The following is a 16,708-nucleotide window of genomic DNA, read 5'->3' as shown; positions in this document are numbered from 1 at the left end:
GGGGATTCAGTTGGCTTATGTATTGAAGAGGAAGAAACTGCTGTTGAGCATGACATTGGTGTTATCTCTGTTAGCGGGATGTATGTCCAGCAACGGCAATGAGCCGAACACGGCCGTAAAACCGAAAGATGGGGAAGCTTCCCCCGTTGTTGAGGCAAATCTGGAGAAAGATCCTTATGAAGGAGTGGAAGATACTTCGGATATGCCGGACTGGAAGGGAAAGCAGATTAAACTGAAATTCTGGTATGCCGGCGGGAACGGTACAGGCGCAAAGGTAATTCCTACACAGGATGTTGTGCTGCCTGAGCTGTTACGGGCGACCGGGGTAACGATGGACAGAGAGAATTCCTTTGATAACGGAGGGCAGGATTCTTATGAAATAAAGATGACGAAAATTGTAGCGACGAACAGTTATCCGGATGTAGTGGAAGGGCTTTCGAGAAGCGGGTTTGAACAATTAGTCGAAAAAGATCTGCTGTACGATTTGACGGACCTGATTCCCAAATACATGCCAAATTACTGGAAATTCATTAATAATCCAGCCTTTCAACTGGATTTAAAGGGCTCCAAGAGAGAGGGGAAGTTGTACTCCATCCAAGTGGCAGGATGGTCATTTATTAACACCAAATTAATGAAGAAAGAAGATTTCGCAAATCCGCTGGAATACAAACAGGCTACCGGCGGCGATGTGCCCGGCAGAGGGTTCGTGTTCGTGAGGGATGATATTCTTAAGAAAATTTACCCGCAAGCCAAAAGTTACGACGAGCTCGGTGCCTTGATGGAACAGAAGAATGGCAATCTTTCCAAGCAAGAATATTTGGATGTGCCTATTAAGAGCATGGCTGATTTTATTCAGTTCCTTAGAGAAATTAAGAAATTGAATCTGAAAGAGAACGGGAAAGATGTCGTCCCTTTCTGGACTCATAACGGGTCCGACAGCTGGCTGATCGGCACAATTCTGTCCGGAACTTTAAATGGGTATAACACGCATGTTCAAATGGACAACAACTACTTTACCTATTGGGACAAGGAACGCCAAACGGTTGATTACATGTTTAAACAGCCATGGTACAAAGACATCATGAAACAGTGGAATGAATTGGTGCGAGAGCAGATTGCCGAACCGGAGGCCATCATCCAGACGGATACCCAATTCAATGAGAAGAAAGATACAGGACAATACGCCATGACATGGGGTTGGATTGAACCCGACCGTGCTAAACTCGCTAAAGCGGGCAAGACGTATAAATACCGCAAGGTATATCTAGATGTTCCTCCCGATGAGAAGAAGTTTGTACAGCCTTATAATGCTACCGGGCTGTCACCGGTTTCATTTTTCAAAAATCGAATTAAAGCGGAGGATCTTCCCCAGATTTTAAGATTTTACGATATTGCCTACACCAAAGCCGGACAGAATCTGGCATATTACGGTCCGCGCAGCGCCGGGTTATTCAAGGAGGAGAACGGAAAGCGGACATTTATCGATAAAGATATTGCGGATGCCACTTCCGGGGCAAGACCGAACACCGTTTACAAAGATAAGTATGGACTTCGGAATGAGGTATGGCCTCAATATCCTTTCACGTTAGCTACGGATAAGAGGACTAAAGAAGCTGTTGACATTAAAGTGACCAGAGAGAATTGGGACCAACATTACTGGTACGGCAATGTGGAAGGGCTTAATCAAGTTCCTACGGAAGGTTGGTTTATTGACAATTTCTCGGATGTAATTCCTGAAGTGAAGAAGTTCTGGTCAGCCCGCGCCGGCTTCGAGAATGCCATGAAGAAAGTGTATACCGCCCAATCGGATGAGCAATTCGAGAAGCTATATACCGATATGGTGGACTATGCGGAACAGAACGGACTGACAGACGAGACGCTTGTCAAGATTAATCAGGTGTTTGCTGAGCGCAATAAAGAGCAAATGGCGAATCTGAAGTAGAGGAGGGACCCGTATTGAAAATTCAACTATCCCCTAAAGAGCTGGAAACCTTGCGTTTGGAGCCGGAGACATTGGCCTTTGCGGTAGAACAAGTGAAAGTGAACGGTTACGTGCTGCTGGAGAAAGTCGTTCCTGATTCCGTTATCGAGGAACTTCGTCAGGCGTTCGATCCTTTGTTCGACGAGTACATTCAGAAGAAGGGGTACAACACCGGAACGAACCGGGCACAGATGCATCTGCCTTTTCAGGCGCCGTTCAATCATGAGTATATTATTGCCCACCCGCTGGCGATGGCGATTATCGATGAGCTTCTCGGGCAGGATCACAAATGTGTTTATTTCGCTTCCGATACGCCTATGCCGGGATCCGATTATCAGAATGTGCACAGCGATATTATGCCTTTGTTTCCGGATTATTCTGCCGCGCTCCCGGCGTACAGCTTGGTGCTGAACGTTCCGTTAGTTGATACAACCGAAGAGAACGGGCCTTTGGAAATATGGCCGGGAGGAACCCATCTGAACGGGGACCGGACGAACCATGACACGCTGGACGGATCCGTTAATAAGCATGTAGATATCGTCAGAGCTGCAGAATACATGTTGTCCGAAAAAATTCTGATGCCGGCCGGTTCAATCGTCATCCGCGACATCCGGATGTGGCATAGGGGAACGCCGAACCGCTCCGATCGGAGGAGAACGAATATAGCCTTAATCTATAACCGGACCTGGTTTGGCAGCGGGCATTATATCCGGATTCCGCAGGATACTTACGACGGCTTATCGGAGAAGGGTAAGCAGGTTTTCCGCGGCGAACGTATAGGGGAAACCGTAACGATGCCTTGGGAACATTAACATACAATTATGAAAGCCGGAGAGTGCGCTCTCCGGCTTTGAATTTTATTATTGTGACACTTCCGTAGCCTTCCGGAACATCTGCGGATGAATGCCGGTGTGCTTCTTGAACACCGTACTGAAATATTGAGGATTCTCGTAACCTACCGTTTCGGATACCTCCAGGATCTTCATATCGGTCGTCTTCAGCAAGTGTTTAGCCGCTTCTAGACGGGTTTTCGTTAAGAATTCGGTAATGGTCTCTCCGGTTTCTCTCTTGAAGATGAGGCCGATATAGTTTGCGGATAAATACACTTCTTTCGAGAGATCGGCAATGCTGACATCGGTCATGTACCGCTGCTGGATGGTCTCCCTGATTCGCTCGACGAGCTTGCTGTTTTTCTGCATGTACCTTTCCGAGAAATAAGAAGCTGCCTTGCTGAACGTACCAATCATGAATTCCCTAAGTTCCAGGATGTGCATTGTACCGTAGATTTGATCAATAATGCCGGCACGGTTCCCCATCACGTCCTCGATCTGTTCATCCAGTTCCTGAAGGTTTCTGTAAGCCATACTAATCAGCTCGACGCAAATGCTTTGTACATACTCTACCTTAAACGGACGGTTGCTTATGTAGTCAAATGCTTCATTTAACTTAGCGGTTACTTCATGGACATGCCCTAGTTTCAGCGCATTGATAATGTCGTTCTCCAGCGGTCGCAAATTCGGATAATCCGAACCGGGAGCATTCAGCTGAATATCCTTGATATGCAGGATGGATCCGTTTCCCGTAAAGAAGCGGTGTTCCAAGGCATAGCCGGCTTCCTGGTAAGAAGCCTGCAGGGTGAGGAGATCCTGCACGGGCGAGCCCACACCGATGGAAACCGACACTTTTAAATATTTCTTTATATTGAGGCGAATTTCTTCGCAAACCTCAAGATAGGCGCTTTCAGCGTATGCCGGGTGACTGAAGATCAGAAGAAATTCATTCTCGCTTAACTGAAGTGAGACGCCGGCCTGATGGGTGTTCATAATTTCTTCTGTCACATTCGCCACCGAGAAAGATAGCAGCTGTTTATTCTCTTCCATGAATTTATCAATGGCTTGCTCATAATCATCGATTCGGAGCACGCCAATCTGCGCGAGCTCACCTTTACGGAAAGGAAGGGAGAAATAGCTGATCTTTTCCCACACATCTCTCTCTGACATGTAGACGCTGGAAATAAGGTTTCCCAGAAACTTGTCGCGCATCACCGAGAGATTCTGCTGCAGCTGCAATTTTAAGTTGTGCAGCATGTCACGACTGTTTCGTTCTCTATGAATTTTCTGCAAGACTTGGTCTACTTTACTCTGGAGCTCGTCAATCTTAACGGGTTTAAGAATATAGCCTTCCGTTTCAATATCAAGCGCTGTCTTTACATAACTGAAATCCTCCACGCCGCTGATGAATATAATGCGCACCGCATTTCCTTCTTCGCGGAGCTTAATGGCGGCTTCCAGCCCGTCCATCATGGGCATGCGGATATCGAGCAGCAGCAGATCCGGCTGCACCTCTCGGCACAGCTTAAGCACTTCCAGCCCGTCCCCTGCTTCCCCGGCTACCTCCACACCTAACTCCTCCCATGGTAACACGCTGCGGAGTCCTCTTCGGATTCTATTCTCGTCGTCTGCGATAATCAATTTAAGCATGCGGGTATCCCTCCATTGTATAGACAGCCGGTATGATGATTACGGCAATGACTCCGGCTGGTTCATTGTCTGAGAAGTATACTCCGTAACCGGCGCCGAACGTCTGTTTCAAGCGGGCGTTGACATTCAGCAAACCGTAAGATTTGGAATGTCCTGTCCCTTCCGCAGCTTCACTGAGCAGCAGATTCAACTCGCTTGTGTCAGCCCCGGCCCCGTTGTCGGAAATGATGATATGAATGTCGCTTTCTTTCAGGACGGCTTCGATTGTAATCCAGCCTTTCTCGTACGTTTGTTGAATCCCATGCAGAATGGAGTTCTCCACCAAGGGCTGAAGCGTCAGTTTTACCGTCAGGCAACTGAGCAGTTCCTGTGGAACATGGATCGAGTAATCGAATTTATCCTCGAATCGAATTTTCTGAATCTGAAGATAGCTTTCGACTTGCCGAATCTCTTCCTCCAGGGAAATAATCGGATGTCCTTTGTTCAGGCTGTATCTGAAGAAGTCGGACAGGGACGTCACAATTTTGCTGATCTCAGGCACCTTGTGCTCGATGGCCAGCCAGTTCACGGAATCCAATGTATTATAGAGAAAATGCGGATTGATTTGCGCTTGAAGCGCCTTTAATTCCGCTTCCTTCTTATTCACTTCACTGATATATAGCTTATCGATTAATTGCTTCACTTCGGCTAGCATCGTTTTGTAAGAGGAAATCAAATAAGAGAACTCATCTTTTCTTTTGTAATTCAAACTGATGTTGAAATTGCCTTCGCCTACGTTGGACATAGATTTGACCAGCTTGATGATGGGCATCGAGATATGGTTGGACAAGTACAGCGCGCCTGCCAAGGCCAACAGGGCACAGAGAAGAATGACACCGTACAGTATTTTGGTGAAGGAATGAAGCTCTTCGCGCAACTCCTTCATAGGGGAAAGAGAGACGATCGTCCAGCCGGTTTCATCGATTCTCTTCTGGGATACCAGCATGGACGCGCCGTTCAAGTTCCTGATTTGTGACGAAATGCCTAAAGAAATGAGAGGAACTGTATCCGCATAGGGCGAAATCTTGCCGAATTGCATCGGGTCTGCAGCTACATTCACCTTGTGTTGTTGGTCTACAATATAGATCAGACTGTTGGGGGTCGGCTCGAAATCCTCCAATATGGAAACAAAATCTTCAACAGGAATGTCGATGGTCAGTAAACCGGCATATGGAATTTGATAGTGTTTCAGTCCGTACAACCGCTTGGCGATTCGAATAGTGTCTTTCATTCCCGTCTGGGTCATAATCCGGTTAGGGCCGACTACGGTGTATTTAAAATGTCTGGGGAGCGCGCGATACCATTTCTGATCCTGAATTTCTCCTAGATCGGATATCTTGTCCGTAAATCGGCTTTGGATGTATTCCGGACGGTTATACATAAATAACTTTGGATATAAAACCGTTTTGGACATATTTTCAGTGGTGAACGTTGTCAGCATTTTGTCCAGAGCCGCGATCTCGTTCGTAAATTCTATACGTTCCTGCGTCAGGTTGGCGTCATCGAATCGGGCGTATTTGTCCGGTCGGTCCGTAGATAAGATCTCGATGAAGTCCGGGTTTAAATAGATAAAGGTAGAGATGTCGTTTACGGACTCTAATTTTTGGATAACAGCATCGTTAATCAGTCTCAGATTCTGGGTGATGGATGCATCGACCTTACTGGTTATTACAGAAGTAGATTTGGAATAGGCGGCAGCTGCAATGATGGTAGTCGGCACAAGAGCAATTAAGATAAAGTAGAGAAGGAGCCGGGTCCTTATGCTGCTATGGGGAATGCTGCGTAATTTAGCCAGCCAGGCGTTCATAGGAAATCCTCCTCGCTCATGTAAAAGTAAGCGTTTTATTGACAATCTATTTTCACTATTCTACTGTAATTAGTAAAAACAATACACACGTTTTTTTGATAAAGCGGGAGGAATGAAGTACAGATGAAGAGTATAAGGCTCACGCTAGGGTTCCTTCTATTCGTTTCCGGATGCGGACAGGCTGACTATACAGTTAACTATTCAGAAACACAGAATGAGCCGATTCCCCATGAGAAAACCGTAACCGTTGCTATTCGCTCATCTGGGAATGAGGATGTTGTGGAGCAGCTTTTGCAGGAATATGTAAAAAATGAGAAGAAGCCCTATCACCTGCAAGTAAAGAAGATTCCCGATGATAAATACGAAGAAACCGTGAATCTGATGATGACCACGGGAGAAGGCCCTGATTTGATGGGTCTAACCGCAAACATGCTGATGACGTATATTTATAAAGATTGGCTCGTGGATCTAAAGCCGATGCTTGCCGATCAACTGCTGGAAGCTTACCCCGAGTGGGCGGTCCAGTACTCATCCAAAATCTCACATGACAACAAATTATATACGCTGCCTTCTTCCGTTACCACCTCCAGAATGATTTATAATAAGCAGTTGTTTGTTAAAGCGGGCTTGTCGCCGGATAAACCTCCGTCAACCTGGGGACAGTTGGAAGACTACGCCAAACAGATAAGTGAAACAGGGGTTGGGGACGGACAGTACGGATTTGCGATTGCCGCAGGTGACGACTGGCATGGTTTCCGTCAGGCGATGGAGATTCCAGCTGTGCTTAGCGGAATAGAGCTTTTCAATCCAACGACGAATGCTTACGACCTTCAAGACTATGTGCCGCTGCTTCAGATGTTTAAGAGAATGAAAGAGGACGGGACGTTATTTCCGGGCTTTAGCGCGTTAAAAAGAGATACGGCTCTAACTCAATTTTCCGATGGTGATATTGGCATGATGATGATCTCCAGCGACGACCTCGCCTATCTTGTCCGCAAAACAAGACAAACGTTTAGTTGGGGAGTTGCTATGCCTCCTGTTGAGCAATCCGCCCTCTCATCGGAAGGTAAGTTAACTGTACAGCCGGAAACATCCTACGCTGTTAATGCTTTTTCTGCTCACAACCAAGAGGCTGCGGACCTTTGGAAGTTTATTTACTCCCATGACTTTCAACGAAAACTGTATATGGCCGCGGGAACGCTGCCGGTTAGAAAAGGCATTGTTAATCAAGGCTTCTCCACCATCCTCCATGCGTACGAATTTCTGCCGGGGGACAAGGATCAATTGGATTTATCGGAGCCGAAGTTTGTAAACGATCCCTATCGATGGAATGCATATGTGTCTGTTCTGGAAGGGAGCGCGGACATGAAAGAGCAGCTGCGGAAAGAAGCGGACAGATTAAATGCGATGTATAAATCGAAGTAAATGAACCTAGCAGAAGTACCGGGAGCACCTTCTCCCGGTGCTTTTAATTTTTTATTACAAACATTCATAGTTTTCAAACGTCATCCATAGTTCCTTTATTCAAGTCCTCCGGCACGCCGTCTATAATAAAGCTAACAGACGAGAGAGGAGTAGGAGACATGCAGAAAACACGAAGAGCCGGAGCGTTAAGCGGCTTCCTGAAAGAGCTGATCAAGAACAAAGCTTTATTCCTGATGCTGCTGCCGGGGCTGTTGCTCATGCTGATTAACAATTACATTCCGATGGTCGGGGTGTTTATAGCTTTCAAAAACATCAAATATTCGGCGGGGAATTTCATTGTAAATTTGATTAACAGCGAGAACGTGGGCTTCAAAAATTTTGAATACTTCACAAAAGGCACCGCTGCCTATGAAGTTACCCGGAACACGGTACTGTATAATCTGGCATTTATCTCCCTGGGACTGATCTTCTCCGTGGGGCTTGCGATCGCCCTGAATGAGATCCGCAACCGGAGGTTGATGAAGTTTTACCAGAATGTTACGTTTCTTCCCTTCTTCTTATCCTGGGTTGTCGTGTCCTATCTGGTATACGCTTTTCTGAATCCTGCCCAGGGTTATGCCAACATGATTCTAAATCAACTAGGCTTCGCTGATATAGACTGGTACACCGAGCCCGGGCGTTGGCCGATAATTCTGATTATAGTCAACCTGTGGAAGAACGTCGGGTACAGTATGGTATTGTATTTGGCAGCGATTATGGGAATCAACAGGGACTACTATGAAGCAGCCGAAATTGACGGTGCTAACCGGTGGAAGCAGATCATTTATATCACGATCCCTTTCCTCAAGCCCTTGATGGTGACTCTTACTTTACTGGCTATCGGCAAAATCTTTTATTCAGACTTCGGTCTCTTCTTCCAAATTACACGAAATAACGGACCGTTGTATTCTACTACACAAACCCTGGATACCTTTGTTTATAACTCGCTGATCAAAATGGGGGATATCGGCATGGCATCCGCGGCAGGGCTGTATCAAGCCGTCATTGGATTTGTGCTTGTTGTGTTCACGAATATGCTCGTAAAGCGTTACAGTAAAGATAATGCATTATTTTAGGCGGTGACGATATGAACGCAACACATACAGCAGTAAAGCGAACTGCAAATCTATCCAAATCCAAACCGAGCATGAGCGGATGGATCCTGAATTCCTTCTTTATGCTCTTCTCGGTAGCATGTATTATCCCGATTCTACTGGTGCTGTCCATTTCGTTTTCCGATGAAGAGACAGTAGCCGTCAATGGTTATAGTCTGTTTCCGGAAAAATTCAGCGCCTATGCCTATAAGTTTGTGTTAGCCGATTACCAGACGATTCTTCAAGCCTACGGCGTAACCGTATTTGTAACCGTTGTCGGGACCCTGCTGGGGACTTTAATTACCGCTTTCTATGGTTACGTGCTATCCCGAAGAGACTTTAAGTATCGCAATGTATTCGCCTTTATTGTCTTCTTTACGATGCTGTTTAACGGGGGACTGGTTCCGTGGTACATTACTTGGACCAAGCTTATGCATCTGAATAATACGATTTGGGTTCTGATTTTACCGAGTGCGTTAAACGCCTTCTACGTCATCGTGATGAAGAGCTTCTTTACTTCCAACATACCGGATTCTCTTGTGGAATCAGCCAAGATTGACGGCGCCGGCGAGTTCCGGATTTTCTTCAGCATTGTGGTTCACCTGGCCAAACCCGGTCTGGCGACCATTGGTCTGTTTCTCGCCATCGGCTACTGGAATGATTGGTATAACGCCCTCATTTTTGTAAATGACAGAAGTCTGATGCCGGTGCAATATTTACTGTACCAGGTTCAAGCCAAGTTGGATTTCCTGAACTCTACACAGAATCTTGCTCAGTACAAGAATGAGCTTACCCAGATGGTGCCCAGCGAGTCCGCCAGAATGGCGCTTGCCATGATTACCATCGGACCGATTGTGTTCGCCTATCCGTTCTTTCAAAGATTTTTCGTGAAAGGTTTGACGGTAGGCGCGGTAAAAGAGTAACTATGAACGGCTAGTCCCGGGCAACCGGTTAGCATACAGAATTTATTAGAGAAGGCGGAGGTCAACAATATGAGAAAGAAAAGAAAGCTGCTAGGCTTGACCGCGGTAACCGTATTAGCGATTAGCATGATGCTGTCGGGATGCAGCGGGAACGGCAACAAGAATGAAGCCGGCAATACCGGAAACGCCAAGAACGGAAGCAATGTAGAAGCAACCGGGGAGAATACGGCTGAACCGAAGCTGGAGCCTGTGGATTTGAACTGGTATATCGAAGCGGATGAGCAGAAGGACGTCGGAGCGGTAGAAGAGGAACTTAACAAATATCTCGCCGACAAAATTAACGCCAAAATTCACCTGAAATTGATCTCTTACGCCAATTATAAAACGAAAATTGATCTGAATTTTGCTTCAGGTGAAGAGATGGACATCGTTTCGGTTACAGGATGGTCGACACCTTACCAGACCTACGTAGCTAAAGGGACGTTCCTTGATATTACGGAACTGCTTCCGAAGCACGCGCCGAAGCTCAAAGAACTTCTCTCCGACAAACTGTACGACGCTGCTCTTATGAACGGCAAGCTGTATGCTGTTCCTGTAGTGAAGGAACTGGGTGCTTCCTTTGACGCGACGGTTAGAAAAGATATTGTAGAGCAAACCGGATTCGATCTTGCAAGCGCAAAGAAACCGGCTGATTTCGCCCCATACCTGGAAGCGGCTAAGAAATTGAATCCGCAAGCAGGCACGATCGGCTTTAACCCTGCGCGTTTTGCCGGAACCGGATACTACCCGATTCTGGGTGACAACGGCGCTCTATGGATCAGTTTCGACGATCCAACAGGTAAAGTTGTAAATATATTTGAAACGCCGGAATATATGGAAAGCGCGAAAGTGGTTCGGGATTGGTGGAACAAAGGTTACATCTTTAAAGACGCGCCGATCGCGGGTTTTGATAACAACGCTGCTTTAGTCGCAGGTAAATCCGTATTGAATTTCGGTTACGGCAAACCTTATGCGGAAATGCAGACCAAATCAGGCGCTCAAAACAAATTTGATTTTGTGAACCAGCCGTTGATCTCACCGCATTTCGATACGAACGATGCCATCACGGTTATGCAAGCCATTTCCAGCACTTCCAAAAATCCTGAGCGCGCCCTGATGTTCCTTGAACTTCTGAATACAGATCCTGTTGTGAGCAATCTTGTGAACTTCGGTATCGAAGGCGAGCATTATGTGAAACAGGCTGACGGCACTATAGATTATCCGGAAGGCCAAACAGGACAGACTACGGGATATGATTTGCAACGCACCTGGCTTGTGGGAAACAACTTTATCAACCTTGTTCGCAAAGGAACACCAGCTGATATCTGGGATAAATACAAGGAATTTAACGATCAAGCTAAACCAACGGCAACGGTAGGATTCGTGTTCAATTCCGAGCCGGTGAAGACAGAAGTAGCCGCGATGTCCAATATCGACATTAAATATACCGGTGCTATGGTGGCAGGATCTCTGGATCCGGAAACTACCATTCCAAAGATCATTAAAGAGTATAAAGCAGCGGGGATTGATAAAGTGTTAGCGGAAGCACAGAAACAGATTGATGCTTTTCTTGCCTCCAAAAAATAAATCTTGAAGACAATGCGGGCGGGGAAACCCCGTCCGCTTGTTCTTTGAAGTGAGGAACATCTATGAACGGAAAGAGCGGGATTGAAACGGTACATGTTGTTTTCAAAACACATCTGGATATCGGATTTACCGACTTGGCGGAGAACGTGATTCAGCAATACGTTACTTCCTTTATTCCGAAAGCGATAGAGACGGCGGAACAATTGGCGCTGTCCGGGGAGGACGCAGGGTTCGTATGGACCACAGGATCCTGGCTGATTAATCACTATCTGAACGCTGCGGGTCCTGCGGAGCGGGAGCGCATGGAGGATGCAATCCGGAAAGGGTATATTGCCTGGCACGGGCTGCCGTTTACTACACATACGGAGTTGCTTGACGAATCCCTATGCAGGTACGGATTATCCATTGCTGCAGGATTGGATCGCCGATTCGGCAGGAAGACGATTGCGGGTAAGATGACCGACGTCCCAGGACATACAATCGGGCTGGTTCCGCTATTGGCCGAAGCGGGCATTCACTACCTTCACCTTGGGGTGAATCCTGCATCCAAGGTTCCTTCCGTACCGTCCGTATTCCGGTGGAGGGCGGCTGACGGTTCCGAGGTCGTTGTGAATTATGCGGGGAATTACGGGGAAGTGCTGCAGATCGAAGGTCTGAAGGATGTGCTTGTCTTCGCTCATACCGGTGATAACCATGGTCCTCCTGGACCTGATGAGATCCGGCAACAGTTCCGTGAGCTGCAAGAACAGTTCCCGGGAGCGAAGGTTCGAGCATCGACCATGGATGCCTTTGCCGCGAAGTTATTGGAACTGAAGGAAAATCTGCCCGTGGTAACGGAGGAGATTGGGGATACCTGGATTCACGGAGCGGGCACAGACCCTTGGAAAGTAGCTGCTTATCGGGAACTGTTACGCCTTCGCAGCAACTGGATCGGTGAAGGGAAATGGGTTGAGGGAAGCAAGGAGGACGCGAAGTTCAGCGGCGAATTACTCATGGTGGCGGAGCATACCTGGGGCATGGACCTGAAGAAGTATCTCCCTGATTTCTCGAACTACGGAAAAACAGAATTTCGTGCGGCAAGGGAAGCGGACTTGGTTGATCCTAAGCTTATTCCCGATAGATATGCATATCTTAAGTTCTTCTCCATGAATGAGTCTGATGCGATGACAGACGAAGAACGGAAGCAGGCTGCCGCTATGCGCAGTTACGCGGCTTTCGAGAACTCCTGGAAAGAGCAAAGAGAGTATATCTCTCAAGCAGTGGGACATTTGCCGGGGAATTTGAAGACGGATGCCATGAATGCTTTGCTGGTTCTTCGGCCGGAACGGGAGAACACAGCCGGCACCCAAAGGCTGCAAACCAAGCACAACTACAAGCTGGGTACTTTCGAAGTTGCCTTTGGAGATGACGGATCCCTGATGAGACTGTCAGACGCGGCGGGAAAAGTTTGGGCTGACGGAGAGGGCCGGACGGGTTTGGGAAGCTATGTATACGAAACATATGCGCATGAAGATATCCAGCAATGGAACCGCGACTATAACGTGAACCATAGCTGGACTCACGGCTGGGCGGACGCGGATTTCGGCAAGCCTGGGTTTGAATGGGCAAATCCTCAGCCGAGGCATCAAGAGTTCTGCCCGTTCGGGGCGCAGCTTTACTACCGCCAGGAAGCGGAGGCTGACGTTGTTATCGCCTGCGTAACGATGCCTCCTGAAGCCGCGGAACACTGCGGAGCGCCGCGCTCGCTGGAGCTGCAGTATCGCTTCCCTTTGGATTACCCGCGCATAGAAATCTCGTTGAATTGGTTCAATAAAGATGCCAACCGTCTTCCGGAAGCTTCGTGGCTGTCTTTCCCGTTCCTGGCAGATAATCCGAATTTGTGGACCCTGAGCAAACTGGGAGCAAACGTATCGCCCTTGCATGTAGTGAAGAACGGAGCTCGAAATCTCCATGCATGCGATGACGGGGGAATGAATTACCATGGAGCAGACGGCAGGGTTCGTCTGGTCTCTCTTGATGCCCCGCTGATTTCGCCGGGAGATCGAAGATTGTTTCAATTCGACAATACTTTTGCTCCGCTGCAAAATGGGTTCCATGTATGCCTTCATAACAACAAATGGGGTACCAATTTCCCAATGTGGTATGAGGAAGACGCTAAGTTCAGGTTCATCATTGAGTTGATTTCAAATTAACGTATTAAACAGTAAGCAGCACGCTATAAACGCTATAAGAATGGAGTGACTCTTATGATTTCACTTGAGAACTATTGGGAAAATCCGCGCTTGTTGCATGTAAACCGTGAACAGCCTCGCGCTTACTATATTCCTTACGCAGACACCGTTTCGGCTAAGGAACGGAAAAGGGGCCGCTCGCCCTATTACCAGACGTTGAATGGGAACTGGAAATTCAAATATTATGACAGCATTGCGAAGGTAGAAGAATCATTTTACCGGGAAGAAGCTGATATTTCGGCATGGGACACGCTGCTTGTGCCATCCTGCTGGCAGGCCAAAGGATATGATCAGCTTCATTACACCAATGTAAATTATCCGATTCCTTGTGATCCGCCTTATGTGCCCGACACCAATCCCGCGGGAAGCTATGTTCGAGAGTTCAGAATATCGGATACATGGGACGGCAAAGAGAAATACGTGGTGTTTGAGGGTGTGAACTCCTGTTTTTATTTGTGGGTTAACGGCGTGTTTGTTGGCTTCAGCAAAGGAAGCCGCATTCCGGCGGAGTTCAATATTACGGACTATGTCCACAGCGGTCTGAACAAAATGGCGGTTCTGGTATTAAAGTGGTGTGACGGAACGTACATAGAAGATCAGGACCTCTGGAGATATTCGGGGATCTACAGGGATGTTTATCTGTTGGCAAGGGAGAAAACTCACATCAGAGATGTGTTCATTCGACAGCAGTTCGATGAGGATTATGCTTCCGTTTCGCTGCAATTGGAAATTGAGGCCACCGGTAAGCAGAACATTCGGGCTGAACTGTACGATGCGGAAGGAAATGAAATCACACGTTCGGAAATCGAAGGGCATGGCAGCTTAGCCATGAGGCTCCAAATTCATGAACCCGTACTGTGGAATGCGGAGCAGCCTTATTTGTATCAGTTGTCCCTGTACAGCGGAGAGGAAGTACTCTCATTTTCTGTGGGTATACGTTCAGTGGACATTGTTGACGGCGTGTTCCGGATTAACGGTCGCCCGGTGAAGTTGAAAGGCGTCAACCGTCACGACTCTCATCCTGAGCTGGGGCAGACGATTCCTATAAACCATATGATTCGTGATCTTAAACTTATGAAACAGCATCATATCAATACAATTCGAACCGCCCACTATCCCAATGATCCCCGCTTTCTCGAATTATGTAATGAGTACGGGTTCTATGTCATCGATGAAGGCGATCTCGAATGCCATGGCATCGGCATAGCGGAGAACTGGGCGGAGGGAGCCTTTCACAAACTTTCGGCTGATCCGGAGTGGCAACAGGCTTTCGTTGATCGCGCTGAGCGTATGGTGGAACGGGATAAAAATCAGGCATGTATCGTGATGTGGTCCCTCGGAAACGAGTCCGGGTATGATGTGAATCATATTGCCATGGCGGACTGGATCCGTCAGAGGGATTCGTCGCGGCCGGTTCATTATGAAGGTGCGGCACCGGCCTATAAAGGGCATGAGAACACGGAGTGCCTTGACATCGAGAGCCGGATGTATGCATCGGTGAGCGAGATCGAGGCATATGCCGCCGAGCCGGCAAATACGAAGCCTATGTTCTTATGCGAATACAGCCATGCCATGGGGAACGGCCCGGGAGACCTGAAAGATTATTGGGACGTCATTTACCGTTATCCAAAGCTGATGGGCGGCTGTGTATGGGAGTGGTGCGATCACGGCGTGAAGGCGCGGACTTCGGATGGAACACCGTACTACGCGTATGGCGGTGATTTCGGCGATAAGCCGAACGACGGGAATTTCTGTATAGACGGCCTCGTTACGCCCGATCGGTTACCGCATAACGGGCTCTTGGAGCTCAAACAAGTGCTTGCTCCGGTTCGCTTCGAGGCCGTGGATCTGGTTCAGGGACTGGTGAAGATCACCAACTTATATGATTTCCGGGACCTGAGAGGGATAGCGTTATTTTGGAAGATGGAAGAAGAGGGAAGGCTGCTGGCTCAAGGCAAGTTGGGTGAATACATAGTTCCTCCGCAACAGCATGAGGTTATTCAAGTTCCTTATACTCTGCCGGAAGCTGCTAAAGGACAGGTTATCGTGACTCTTACTTGTATCGCCGAGGAGGGAACCATCGGGTCCGTACCGGGTCAGGAACTGTCATTTGCGCAGTTTGAACTGCCTGTTACGGTTGAAAAAGAAATTCGTTCGTCATCTCACCAAGGATACAGCGACAGCGGACTTTATGTACACAGACAGGGCCACGAACTGATGATGAATGGTTTGGATTTTCAGCATATTTTCGACATGTATCATGGCTGTTTTGTCCGAATCAGCCGCAATGAGGTTGACATGATCAGCCAGCCTGCCGAGTTCACTATCTGGAGGGCTCCGACCGATAATGATATGTATATTCGCAAAGAATGGATCGACGAAGGCTACGATCGTGCCGGTATGAAACTATACCAGTCGACATGGAAGAAACAAGAAACCGGTGAAGTTGAGATCCGTGTCACGTATTCCTTGGGTGGATATATCAGAAGGCCGATTATGCAAGGTGAAGCCATATGGACTGTTTATGCCAACGGGGAGATTAGGCTGCATACCCAGGTTGAGGTTCGGGAGGAGCTTCCGTATCTACCAAGGTTTGGTTTGAGGTTAACCATGCCCGAAGGCAATGAAGAGGTCGAATACTACGGCAATGGTCCCCATGAGAGTTACGTGGATAAACGTAATAGTGTCAAGCGCGGAAGGTACCTTACCACCGTAGACTCTATGTTTGAGAATTACATTATGCCTCAAGAGAACGGCTCCCGGTATGGAACCGAGTGGGCTACGGTATCCAGTGAGTTGGGTATGGGCTTACATTTCACTTCACCGAAAGCTTTCTCGATGAATGTTTCTCACTACACTTCAGACGAGTTGACGCGCGCAGCCCATTCTCATGAATTGCGAAAATCGAAAGAGACGTTTGTTCATCTGGATTATCAAATGAGCGGTGTAGGATCCAATTCCTGCGGACCCCAGTTGTTGGAGCCTTACCGATTGAATCAGAAGACATTTGGGTTTAGCCTCAACATTTTGCCCATATTCAAAGAGGATATTTAAGAACATTGG

At 47.7% G+C, this 16,708-nt stretch carries 10 protein-coding genes; 8 read left to right on the top strand and 2 right to left on the bottom strand.

Going from position 1 to position 16,708, the window contains the following annotated elements; genetic code table 11:
- Window positions 1–10 precede the first annotated feature (10 nt).
- Window positions 11–1,942, top strand: coding sequence for a type 2 periplasmic-binding domain-containing protein (locus tag SY83_RS01585; RefSeq protein WP_068603615.1), 1,932 nt, complete (start codon window positions 11–13; stop codon window positions 1,940–1,942).
- A 14-nt stretch (window positions 1,943–1,956) separates the two neighbouring features.
- On the top strand, window positions 1,957–2,793 hold the full coding sequence (locus tag SY83_RS01580) for a phytanoyl-CoA dioxygenase family protein (RefSeq protein WP_068603614.1): 837 nt from the start codon (window positions 1,957–1,959) through the stop codon (window positions 2,791–2,793).
- A gap of 48 nt (window positions 2,794–2,841) precedes the next feature.
- Here SY83_RS01580 and SY83_RS01575 read toward each other — a convergent pair whose 3' ends face one another.
- Both SY83_RS01575 and SY83_RS01570 read right to left on the bottom strand, forming a co-directional pair.
- Window positions 2,842–4,461: a response regulator gene (locus SY83_RS01575; RefSeq protein WP_068603612.1), complete on the bottom strand. Its 1,620-nt coding sequence runs from the start codon at window positions 4,459–4,461 to the stop codon at window positions 2,842–2,844.
- Complete coding sequence (locus SY83_RS01570) at window positions 4,454–6,307, bottom strand: cache domain-containing sensor histidine kinase (protein ID WP_068603611.1); 1,854 nt, start codon at window positions 6,305–6,307, stop codon at window positions 4,454–4,456. The genes SY83_RS01575 and SY83_RS01570 overlap by 8 nt, the downstream gene beginning before the upstream one ends.
- Before the next feature lie 123 nt (window positions 6,308–6,430).
- Here SY83_RS01570 and SY83_RS01565 point away from each other — a divergent pair, with 123 nt between their 5' ends.
- The 6 genes from SY83_RS01565 (at window position 6,431) to SY83_RS01540 (ending at window position 16,699) form a co-directional block, all read left to right on the top strand.
- Window positions 6,431–7,732, top strand: coding sequence for an ABC transporter substrate-binding protein (locus SY83_RS01565; RefSeq protein WP_068603608.1), 1,302 nt, complete (start codon window positions 6,431–6,433; stop codon window positions 7,730–7,732).
- 158 nt (window positions 7,733–7,890) lie between these two features.
- Complete coding sequence (locus tag SY83_RS01560; protein ID WP_068603606.1) at window positions 7,891–8,847, top strand: ABC transporter permease; 957 nt, start codon at window positions 7,891–7,893, stop codon at window positions 8,845–8,847.
- Between the two features lie 11 nt (window positions 8,848–8,858).
- Complete coding sequence (locus SY83_RS01555) at window positions 8,859–9,788, top strand: carbohydrate ABC transporter permease (RefSeq protein ID WP_157279761.1); 930 nt, start codon at window positions 8,859–8,861, stop codon at window positions 9,786–9,788.
- Window positions 9,789–9,857: 69 nt separating this feature from the next.
- A complete protein-coding gene (locus SY83_RS01550) occupies window positions 9,858–11,414 on the top strand; it encodes an ABC transporter substrate-binding protein (protein ID WP_068603604.1) in 1,557 nt (518 codons plus the stop codon).
- Between the two features lie 62 nt (window positions 11,415–11,476).
- Window positions 11,477–13,606, top strand: a complete 2,130-nt coding sequence (locus SY83_RS01545; RefSeq protein WP_068603602.1) for a DUF5054 domain-containing protein — start codon at window positions 11,477–11,479, stop codon at window positions 13,604–13,606.
- A 54-nt stretch (window positions 13,607–13,660) separates the two neighbouring features.
- Window positions 13,661–16,699: a glycoside hydrolase family 2 TIM barrel-domain containing protein gene (locus SY83_RS01540; RefSeq protein WP_068603600.1), complete on the top strand. Its 3,039-nt coding sequence runs from the start codon at window positions 13,661–13,663 to the stop codon at window positions 16,697–16,699.
- The last annotated feature ends 9 nt before the right edge of the window (window positions 16,700–16,708 follow it).

The sequence above is a fragment of the Paenibacillus swuensis genome (assembly GCF_001644605.1).
GTDB lineage: Bacteria > Bacillota > Bacilli > Paenibacillales > DY6 > Paenibacillus_N > Paenibacillus_N swuensis.
This window is presented reverse-complemented; position numbering and strand designations above follow the sequence as displayed.